We start from the raw sequence: 10,335 nt of genomic DNA, 5'->3' as shown, positions 1-10,335 counted from the left end.
TTTCGTTAATTGTTAGCACCTTTATTGTATCGGATTTTATTCAATATATCTTTTTTTGTGCAAAAAAAAGTAGGCGCCAAGAGGACACGCAACTAGCGTTTCTCTTTAGCGCCCCAAAATAAATTATAGAACCCTTTTTTTATTGTCTTGACTACCTATCCGACCAGGCCTTGGCCTTGGGAAAAGTAGGGCAAACGATTTGAAGGAGCAAAGCGACGCGCAAATCGTATTGCATCACTTTCTTTCGAGCCGAGCGAAGCGATGGCGAGAATGATAGGTAAGTCGCTGAACAGGCGCATAATACTCTGCGGGACTAAATACCTCTACCGTAGCGAGCGAAGCAATGCGGCTACGCCCTAAAACAATAGAGCATTACGCCATTACAGCTCATAGAATCTATGATAACTCCCTCTACCGCAGCGAGCGAAGCAATGCGGCGAGGTCCTAAATCAATAGTGCTTTCTTCCTCTAGCCCCTATATCATCAACTAATTAACCACACTATCGCAGCGTGTGAACCAATCCGGCTTACCCCATCACCCCTAAATTTGAAAAACCAAACCCATGAATGCCCTAAATACATATATATATTATCTATTATATATAATAGAATCACTCTATATTTACTGATAAATAAATTCATTTAAATTATAATAGATACACCAAATCCCCCATATAACGCTAAAAACAGCCACATAATCTCCTATAATCCAAAATATAGACAGAATATTTTGAGAAATATATTCAATTAAAAACATATATAATAAACTATAGTATTTATATTGTCTGTAAATGATTCATATCCTATTGACAATGTATGATTTAAAAAGTACAATCAAACACAGCTTTACATTTTGCGCACTCCGTGCGCCTTAAATACCTGTTAAAATTATAGGAATTAAGAATTTTCAGAAAACATTAATCCCTGAAACAAAAACATTCCGTAATATAGCAGATTGATTTGGGAAAGAAGCTGCGGCCGAGCACGAGTAACGGCCTAAGAGAGAGTTTTAACAATAAGAGAGAGTATTAAAAGATAGAAGGTTATATCTATGAAACGAAAAGGCTGGTATACACTTCTGTCGGTTGGCATAGTGGGGGCTATGCTATGGGGAGCCGGTCATTCATTTTCGTCGGAGAATAACGCTAACGTGACAACACTGACGAATGTGTCCTATGACCCGACACGAGAGTTTTATGAGGCATATAATGCCGATTTTTCAAAATATTATAAAGAACGAACCGGTAAGGACGTAGAAATCCATCAATCCCATGGGGGCTCAGGCAATCAGGCGAGAGCTGTGGTAGAAGGATTTGACGCGGACGTGGTGACCTTGGCACTGGCCCATGACGTAAATTTATTGCAAAAGGTTCATTTGTTAGATCCGAATTGGGAGTCGGAACTACCGAACTACTCCGCACCGTATACGTCGACCGTCGTATTTTTAGTGCGCAAAGGTAATCCGCTGCAAGTCAAAGATTGGGCGGATTTGGTAAAACCGGGCGTACGTTTAATCGCGCCGGATCCTAAGAGCAGCGGCGGCGCTTGCTGGATTTTCCTAGCCGCCTATGCGTATGGCGGCGGACCGGACAATGACACGACGAAGGCTACTGATTTTGTGAAAAAGCTCTATAACAATGTAACCGTTATGGATGCCGGGGCCCGTGCGTCGACGACGACCTTTGTTGAAAACAAGCAGGGCGATGTGTTATTGGCGTGGGAAAACGAAGCTAAACAAATCATGGAGCACTATCCGGGTGAATACGAGCTTGTTATGCCATCCGTTTCCATTGTGGCGGAACCGAGCGTAGCCGTAGTGGCGGAGATTGCCAAAAAACACGGCACCTATGATGTGGCTCGTGATTATTTAGCCTACCTTTACGAACCGGACAGTCAGCGATTGATTGCAAAATACGGCTTCAGACCGACGAATGCAAAGGTCATGAAGGAAGTAGCCGCGGAATATCCTACACCGGCCCGTATGGTGACAATTCGAGATTTTGGCGGCTGGAATGCTGCGTATGAGCGCTTTTTCGTAGATGGTGCCCTATTCGATACAATTCGCGATGAATAGGAGGAGCTATGAACGAGCAGAATCAAACAAATGAAATCAATCAGACGACGAATTCTATAACAGCGGTTGAACATAAACGAACCGTTCCGGTGCTGCCGGATTCACCAAAGAAGAAAGGCAGCGGTAAAAAAGCAAAAACACCGCGTTTACTACCCGGTTTTGGTCTAACCATGGGCGTGACATTGACCATCTTGTCGATTATCGTCATTTTGCCGATCGGCACGGTACTGGGTTTTGCCCTTCAAATTCCACCGGCTGAATTCGTAAAAGCTATTTCCAAACCCGTAGTATGGCATGCTTTTGCGACGAGCATCATGACGGCCTTTGCGGCAGCTAGCATAAATTTGGTTTTCGGTACCTTATTGGCGTGGATTTTGGTGCGCTACACCTTCCCGGGACGGCGCATCATCGACAGCCTTATTGAGTTGCCTTTTGCCTTACCGACGGCTGTAGCGGGGATTACCTTATCCAAACTCTATTCCGAGACAGGCCTTTTAGGCAGTGCCTTGGTAAAACTGGGCGTATCCATTGTGTATACCAAGATTGGTATCATCATCGCGTTGGTATTTGTCGGTATTCCTTTCGTCGTTCGTTCCGTAGAGCCCGTGTTGGCAAAACTGGACGGCTCTTACGAAGAAGCGGGCGCTGTTTTAGGGGCTTCTAACTTTACGATTTTCAGACGCATTATTTTACCGGAAATCTTACCGGCCGGCCTTGCCGGTTTTGCCCTGGCTTTTGCCCGTGGGCTTGGTGAGTACGGTAGCGTTATCTATATTTCGGGGAACAGCGCTAAGGCGCAGACCCAAGTGGTGTCTTATGTAATCATGCAAAAACTCAATTATGTGGATTATGAGGGCGCTACGGCTATGGCCTTGGTACTTTTGGTATTGGCTTTTCTAATTTTGCTTTCCGTGAACCTGATGCAGTTACGCCAGGCACGGCGGTTAGGAGGTCGATAGGATGAAACAGTCTACCTGGGTAAAAAATACTTTAATCACCTTGGGCTTTGTGTTCGTCATTTTGATGTTGGTATTTCCACTCGTAACGGTAATTATCAGCTCATTGGCACAAGGTTGGGGCTTCTATTTACAGGCTATTACAACACCATACGTTTTGTCCGCATTGGGCTTAACCCTCGTGGCAGCGTTAGTAGCTGTTTTAGTGAGTGGCTTTTTCGGCCTCTGTGCGGCCTATTGCATCGGCAAATTTGATTTTAAGGGCAAACAGTTCCTTATGACCTTAATCGATGTGCCGTTCTCCATTTCACCGGTTATTGCGGGCCTTGCCTTTATCATGGTATTCGGTCGCATCGGCTGGGGCTATGGCATTTTGGACACCATTAACCAGTGGCTCGGCACGAATTGGCGCGTTGTCTTTGCCTTACCGGGTGTTTTCTTGGCAACGATTTTTGTTACCTTACCATTCGTGTTCCGTGAGGTGATTGCCATCATGCATACCCGCGGTCGTGAAGAGGAAGAAGCGGTTGTCCTCATGGGGGCATCGGGCTTGACCGTTTTTTGGAAAGTCACCTTCCCGCAAATCAAGTGGGCTTTTTTATACGGTGTGTTATTATGTGCGGCTCGCGCTTTAGGGGAATTCGGTACCGTGGCAGCCTTATCTAAGGCCCGTGGCAGCACGTTTACATTGCCTCTTGAAATTGATGCCCTCTACATGTCCGGTTCGCAAACCGGCGTGACAGCGGCTTTTGCAGCGTCTTCCATATTGGTACTGCTGTCGGTAGTTTTACTCATATTAAGAGCCTATGTGGAACATCGCGTCGGCCATGCCGGCGAGTAGCTGTGTGATTAATATACATACGATTTTAAGATACATATGATTTAAGATACATTTTGAGATACATTTTATATACATTTTAGCGAGATTTTTTAGCAAGAGAAGAAGAGAGAAATTGAGGTGATGAGATGGGTCTATTACCTTCGGAGTTGACCGCTGATAAGGCGGCCAGCTATGTAGCCATGAATGGGATTTTTAAACAATATGGCGACTACGAGGCGTCGAAAGATGTGAATTTCGAAATAACAGAAGGGCGCATCGTCGCTTTATTGGGCCCCAGCGGTAGCGGTAAAACCACGATACTGCGCATGCTCGCCGGCCTTGAACATCCCGATGAAGGGGATATTTATATTGCCGGTCAACGTGTGAATGAAATCGTACCGGCCAAACGGGGAATCGGCTTTGTTTTTCAAAATTATGCCCTATTCCGTCACATGACGGTTTTTGATAATATTGCGTTCGGCTTGGACGTACAAAATGAAGACCGAGGCAAAATTGAAAAGCGTGTTACCGAATTGTTGGACTTGGTGGGACTTGCTAATTTACGGGACCGCTATCCCGGTGAATTATCCGGCGGTCAACGGCAGCGTGTGGCTTTTGCCCGTGCATTGGCACCAAGACCGCATGTATTGCTGTTGGATGAACCTTTTGCAGCCATTGATGCGAAAGTAAAACACGACTTGCGACAGTGGCTTAAAGCAACCATTAAAAAATCCGGGATTACCAGCATATTCGTGACGCACGATCAGGAAGAAGCAGTAGAATTGGCCGATGAAATTATCGTAACCAATAACGGTCGTATCGAACAGATGGGGACGCCGGAAGAAATATACGGCACCCCGGCAACACCGTTTGTAGCCGGATTCATGGGCAAAGCCAAAGGCATTATGAACTATGAGAAACTGGTTGGTTTTGATAAGGAAGAGAACTTCGATTGGGCTATTATCCGACCGGAATTCGTGGCGGTTTATAAAAAGAATGCCGATAACGGCAACAAGAGTGCCGTGGAGCATGGTGTGGTGGAAGCCGTAACATTCCAAGGAACAAGGCTCAGCATGCAGATTCGCATTGGTGAGCACACCATCGAAGCGGAGCAACCGATTGAAGCGAATATGTATACCGTCGGCGAAGAAGTGGACGTCCTGATTTACCGTTTGTTCTTATGTAGCAACACGGACGTTCATATAGCTAAGAATAAGGCACTCGAACCGGGACAGGTATTCTATATTTAATACTGATTAGCCTGGTAGCGGCAAAGTTGAACGACTATCCTGATTTAGACTTGAATCAGGCAAAGTTGAACGACGTAGTGGGTAAAGGCAACGATTAAGAATAATAGTAGCTATTAAGTAGGCAATTAAAATAGGTGGGATAGAATAATGAAATTTGAGAAGCGAGAGCGAATCGAGACAGACGTTCTCATCATTGGGGGCGGCACGGCAGGCTGTTATGCGGCGCTGACCTTGCAAAAAGAGAGCGATGCGAAGGTTCTCATTGTAGAAAAAGCGGCTATTCAGCGTAGCGGTTGTTTGGCAGCCGGCGTGAATGCGTTGAATGCGTACATCGTAAAGGGCCGCAAGCCGCAAGATTATGTGGACTACGCCACAAAGGATGCGGCCGGCATTGTGCGTCATGACTTGCTCCTCAGCATGAGCGAACGCCTTAACGGCGTCACCAAAGTGCTGGAAGATTTGGGGCTCGTCATTTTAAAAGATGAAAACGGCGAGTACATGGCGCGCGGTAATCGTAATATTAAAATTAACGGTGAAAACATCAAGCCTATTTTGGCTGATGCCGTGCGGGCTTTGCCGAACACAACGGTTATGGAACACGTGATCATGACCGATTATTTAGTAGAAAACGGCGAAATTAAAGGGGCTGTCGGGTTTTCCTTGCGCAATAATGTGGCTTATGAAATTTATGCCCCTTATGTAATTTGTGCTACCGGTGGTGCAGCCGGACTCTACCGTCCGAACAACCCCGGTTTTTCACGCCACAAAATGTGGTATTCTCCGTTCAACACGGGTGCCGGCTATGCCATGGGCATCAAAGCGGGTGCTGAAATGACTACCTTTGAAATGCGTTTTATCGCCCTTCGGTGTAAAGACACAATCGCGCCTACCGGCACGATTGCTCAAGGCGTAGGCGCCAAGCAGGTCAATGCGGACGGCGAAGTGTATGAAACGAAATACGGCCTTACCACATCGCAACGTGTGTATGGTACCGTCAAAGAAACCTTGGACGGTCACGGCCCTTGTTACTTGGCTACCGAAGGTATTACGAGCGAACAGAACATGGACCTCTTGAAGGCATACCTCAACATGGCGCCGGGGCAGACGTTAAAGTGGCTCGAATCCGGTGAAGGCCCGCAGCAGCAGAACGTGGAAATTGAAGGCACAGAGCCATATATTGTTGGCGGTCATACGGCGAGCGGTTACTGGGTGGATACGCAGCGTGAAACAACGATTCGTAACCTCTTTGCCGCCGGCGATGTAGCCGGTGGTTGTCCACAGAAATATGTAACCGGTGCCTTGGCGGAAGGTGAAATTGCAGCCTTGGCTATTGCCGAACGGTGGCAAAAAGAACAGCTTGATAACAAAACGGCAACAAATGACGCCACCGCGGAAGCTACCGAGGCAGCGCATAAGGTATCGGCTAAAGTACAAGCACAGGCCAATGCCTATTTAGATGCTTATGATGCCTTCCTTACCGGTGAAGCACCGCTTTACACGACGGAGCAGCTGGAAGAAGCCATGCAGCGAGCCATGGACAGCTATGCCGGCGGTATCGGGTCATATTATCGTTTTAACAGTAAACAATTGGCGAAAGCGAAAGCGCGCATTGAAGAGTTAATCCATATGGCTGAAAAGCTAAAAGCAGACAACCTTCACGACTTACTGTTCATTTATGAACTGAAAGAACGCCTAGTTGTTTGTCTCACCTTAATCGCCCACTTGGGCGCACGCAAGGAAACGCGTTGGCACAGTTTTGCGGAAAATCTGGATTATCCGGAAACCAGTGATGAATGGCTCTGTTATGTGAACTCCGTAGCGACGGACAAGGGCATTGAAATTCGTCAGCGTCCGTTGGTAACAGCGGATTATTATGAACATCAAGACGGTGTGGCCGTCAGCAAAGGAGGCGCATTATGAGCATCAAAATCGATCAACAGACCTGTGTAGGCTGTCAGCGTTGCGTTAATGTTTGCCCCGGCAGCTTACCGGCTATGAATGAAGCGGGTAAAGCCTTTATGGCCTATCCGAAGGATTGTTGGGGCTGTATGGCTTGCATCAAGGAATGTCCTGTAGGGGCCATTGCCTATTTCCTCGGACCGGATATGGGCGGCCTTGGCGGCACTATGAAAGCACGTCGCGACGGTCAATATTGGAATTGGGAGTACACCTCGCCGACCGGGGAAAGCCAGACCATCGTGGTCAATGCCCAAGAATCGAATAAATACTAAGAAGAGATTGCTTAAAAATAGAAAGAGCTATGTTTTAAAATAAACTGTTAGAAAAAGAGAGAAGGTATTGCGAATGAGTGAATACAGCCATTTAGATGAATTGGAAGCGGAAGCCATATATATTATCCGCGAAGTAGCGGCGCAGTGTGAAAAGCCGGTTATGTTGTACTCCATCGGGAAGGACAGCTCGGTAATGCTCCACTTGGCGCGTAAGGCATTTTATCCGGAAAAACCGCCGTTTCCGTTTTTACATGTAAACACAACGTGGAAATTCAAAGAAATGATTAAATTCCGCGATGAAACGGCTAAGAAGTTCGGCCTCGATATGATTGAATACATCAATCAGGACGGCGTGGACCAGGGCATCAACCCGTTTGACCACGGTTCGGCTTATACGGATATTATGAAAACACAGGCCTTGAAACAGGCCCTCAATAAATACGGTTTCACGGCAGCGTTTGGGGGCGGTCGCCGTGACGAAGAAAAATCCCGTGCGAAGGAACGTATCTTCTCCTTCCGTAATGCGTCGCACGGTTGGGATCCGAAGAACCAGCGTCCGGAAATGTGGAAACTTTACAACGCCAAAATCAACAAAGGCGAAAGTATCCGCGTTTTCCCATTGTCCAACTGGACCGAAAAAGACATTTGGCAATATATTAAGCGTGAAAACATCGACATTGTATCCTTGTACTTCGCGGCAGAACGTCCTGTTGTATACCGCGACGGCAACATCATCATGGTTGATGATGACCGTTTCAAACTTCTTCCGGGTGAAAAAATCGAGCAGAAGAAAGTGCGTTTCCGTACTTTAGGTTGCTATCCGTTGACGGGCGGCACTGAATCCGATGCGACCACCTTGGATGAAATTATCGAAGAAACCTTGTCGGCTGTATCGTCCGAACGCACGACCCGTGTTATCGACAGTGAAGCGGCGGGCAGCATGGAACGTCGTAAACGGGAAGGTTATTTCTAAAAAGAACTAAAAAATCCGCCACATATAAAGTAAAGCTGAATGATAATTGCAAAGCTGAATGACAATTGCAAAAATGGTATGAGCCGGATTAGTAGGCAGATTCTTTTTTGAAAAAGATGCTATGGAGATGACAGAGAGGATACAACGATGAAAGGACTTTTAAAATTTATTACCTGTGGCAGTGTGGACGACGGCAAGTCCACCTTGATTGGTCACATTTTATATGATGCAAAATTATTATATGCGGACCAAGCAAAAGCCTTGGAATTGGAAAGTAAAGTAGGCAGTCGTGGCGGCGCCATCGACTACTCCTTATTGCTCGACGGCCTTATGGCGGAACGTGAACAAGGGATTACCATTGACGTAGCGTACCGGTATTTCACTACCGATAACCGTAGCTTTATCGTAGCGGACACACCGGGCCACGAAGAATATACCCGTAACATGGCCGTAGGTGCGTCCTTTGCGGATTTGGCCATTATCTTGGTAGATGCTTCGCAGGGCATTTTGGTACAGACCCGTCGTCATGCACGAATCTGTGCTTTGATGGGGATTGAGTCGTTCGTGTTTGCCGTGAACAAAATGGACCTTGTAGGCTATAAAGAAGACGTGTTCCGCAAGATTGAAGCGGATATCGCGGCCCTTGCTAAAGAAGTAGGCCTCAAGCAAGTACAGGTAATTCCGGTTTCGGCTACCGAAGGGGATAACATCACCGTTAAAGCAACCACCATGCCTTGGTACGAAGGGCCGGCCTTATTGCCATACCTTGAAAACGTAGATGCATCCGGCGCAGCGGAAGATGGCTTCTACATGCCGGTACAACGCGTTTGCCGTCCAAATCATACTTTCCGCGGCTTCCAAGGCCAAGTGGAATCCGGCAAAATTGCCGTTGGCGATACCCTCACCGTATTGCCGAGCGGCGAATCGGCTAAGGTGAAGACCTTGATGGTCGGTTTTGACGAAGTGCAAGAAGCGAAAAACGGTCAGCCGTTGACCGTTGAACTTGACCGTGAAATCGACGTGTCTCGTGGCAGCGTGCTCGTAAAACAGACAGGTATTGAAATCGCTCAAACGGCCAGCGTTAAACTCCTTTGGATGGATGACGAACCACTTGAAGTGGGCAATGAATATCTCGTTAGCCTCGGTACCAAACAAGTGGCCGCTACGGTGACGGATATTCAGTACCAAATCGACGTGAACAGCGGTGAACATTTACCGGCTGCAGAACTCGGTAAAAACAGTATCGCCCTTTGCACCTTGCACTTCCAGACGCCGGTTGTTATGGATGAATTCCGTCGTCATAAGACGTTGGGCGAACTTATTTTAATCAACCGTGTAAGCAACATGACCTCCGCTTGCGGCGTTGTGGAAGCGGTAGGTACTACTGCGGAACAGCACAGCTTTGAAGGCAATGGTTTGAAAGCACGCGGCGATGTGTTTGACGAATTCTACTACAATGTAGAAGGCCTCAAAGTGGATAAAATTCGCCCTAACCGTACGACTTTTAATATTGGTGACAGCTTGCCGCTCGCCGGTGCCAGCTACAACTATCCGGCAAACTTTGATATCTTGGTTCTCCGCGATAAAGTGGCTATCGAAGTACGGGACGGTAAATTGGCCAATATCGTTCCGTTGGCTGAGTATACATATAACGACGTGCCGGTTGTGAACGGTCGCGGTTTTGCAGTACAGGTTAACTCCGACGATGATGTAAAACAGTTTATTGCTGAATCCTCCGATGATGCGTTACAGCATGACGGTGCATGGCATGATAAATGGCTTCGTTTTGAAACGTACCGTAAAATCATATTCCATGAGTCCTTCTGGTCGATTTAATAGTATAAGCGAATAAGACTAAGCAGTCATACAGTATATTACTGTGTGGCTGCTTTTTTATTGTACGCCGAATAGGCATGACTAAACCCCCAGTTAAACTGGGGGTCGGTAAAAAACTCTTATAGAAAAGGAAAGAACCTCCTAATGGTACAATGAAGTTGGTCTGGTAACCACAACATTTCAACTTAGGAGGTT

8 protein-coding genes are annotated in these 10,335 nt (G+C 46.8%); all 8 read left to right on the top strand.

Features of this window, described 5'->3' with window-relative positions; translation table 11 throughout:
- Window positions 1-1,051: 1,051 nt before the first annotated feature.
- The 8 genes from E7204_RS07905 (at window position 1,052) to E7204_RS07870 (ending at window position 10,140) form a co-directional block, all read left to right on the top strand.
- Window positions 1,052-2,074 (top strand): sulfate ABC transporter substrate-binding protein, encoded by a 1,023-nt coding sequence (locus E7204_RS07905; protein ID WP_295183336.1) that lies wholly within the window; start codon window positions 1,052-1,054, stop codon window positions 2,072-2,074.
- A gap of 8 nt (window positions 2,075-2,082) precedes the next feature.
- The gene (gene cysT / locus E7204_RS07900) at window positions 2,083-3,033 is read left to right on the top strand and encodes a sulfate ABC transporter permease subunit CysT (RefSeq protein ID WP_295183334.1); all 951 of its coding nucleotides are present in this window, start codon (window positions 2,083-2,085) and stop codon (window positions 3,031-3,033) included.
- Window position 3,034: 1 nt separating this feature from the next.
- The gene (locus tag E7204_RS07895; RefSeq protein ID WP_295183332.1) at window positions 3,035-3,871 is read left to right on the top strand and encodes an ABC transporter permease subunit; all 837 of its coding nucleotides are present in this window, start codon (window positions 3,035-3,037) and stop codon (window positions 3,869-3,871) included.
- Window positions 3,872-3,996: 125 nt separating this feature from the next.
- Window positions 3,997-5,100, top strand: coding sequence for an ABC transporter ATP-binding protein (locus E7204_RS07890; protein ID WP_295183330.1), 1,104 nt, complete (start codon window positions 3,997-3,999; stop codon window positions 5,098-5,100).
- A 147-nt stretch (window positions 5,101-5,247) separates the two neighbouring features.
- Complete coding sequence (locus E7204_RS07885; RefSeq protein WP_295183328.1) at window positions 5,248-7,020, top strand: adenylyl-sulfate reductase subunit alpha; 1,773 nt, start codon at window positions 5,248-5,250, stop codon at window positions 7,018-7,020.
- On the top strand, window positions 7,017-7,331 hold the full coding sequence (locus E7204_RS07880) for a 4Fe-4S dicluster domain-containing protein (RefSeq protein WP_295183326.1): 315 nt from the start codon (window positions 7,017-7,019) through the stop codon (window positions 7,329-7,331). The genes E7204_RS07885 and E7204_RS07880 overlap by 4 nt, the downstream gene beginning before the upstream one ends.
- Window positions 7,332-7,404: 73 nt before the next feature.
- On the top strand, window positions 7,405-8,304 hold the full coding sequence (gene cysD, locus E7204_RS07875) for a sulfate adenylyltransferase subunit CysD (RefSeq protein ID WP_127058054.1): 900 nt from the start codon (window positions 7,405-7,407) through the stop codon (window positions 8,302-8,304).
- Window positions 8,305-8,451: 147 nt separating this feature from the next.
- Window positions 8,452-10,140 (top strand): GTP-binding protein, encoded by a 1,689-nt coding sequence (locus E7204_RS07870; RefSeq protein ID WP_295183324.1) that lies wholly within the window; start codon window positions 8,452-8,454, stop codon window positions 10,138-10,140.
- The last annotated feature ends 195 nt before the right edge of the window (window positions 10,141-10,335 follow it).

Origin of the sequence: Veillonella sp. (assembly GCF_015058545.1) — a bacterium.
In the GTDB taxonomy this organism is placed as follows: domain Bacteria; phylum Bacillota; class Negativicutes; order Veillonellales; family Veillonellaceae; genus Veillonella_A.
Note: the sequence above shows the minus strand (reverse complement) of the source record. Positions and strands in the feature narration are given on the sequence as shown.

Coding starts and splice junctions, on each gene's coding strand:
- E7204_RS07905 (WP_295183336.1), top strand. CDS start 1,052: ATGAAACGAAAAGGCTGGTATACACTTCTGTCGGTTGGCATAGTGGGG.
- cysT (WP_295183334.1), top strand. CDS start 2,083: ATGAACGAGCAGAATCAAACAAATGAAATCAATCAGACGACGAATTCT.
- E7204_RS07895 (WP_295183332.1), top strand. CDS start 3,035: ATGAAACAGTCTACCTGGGTAAAAAATACTTTAATCACCTTGGGCTTT.
- E7204_RS07890 (WP_295183330.1), top strand. CDS start 3,997: ATGGGTCTATTACCTTCGGAGTTGACCGCTGATAAGGCGGCCAGCTAT.
- E7204_RS07885 (WP_295183328.1), top strand. CDS start 5,248: ATGAAATTTGAGAAGCGAGAGCGAATCGAGACAGACGTTCTCATCATT.
- E7204_RS07880 (WP_295183326.1), top strand. CDS start 7,017: ATGAGCATCAAAATCGATCAACAGACCTGTGTAGGCTGTCAGCGTTGC.
- cysD (WP_127058054.1), top strand. CDS start 7,405: ATGAGTGAATACAGCCATTTAGATGAATTGGAAGCGGAAGCCATATAT.
- E7204_RS07870 (WP_295183324.1), top strand. CDS start 8,452: ATGAAAGGACTTTTAAAATTTATTACCTGTGGCAGTGTGGACGACGGC.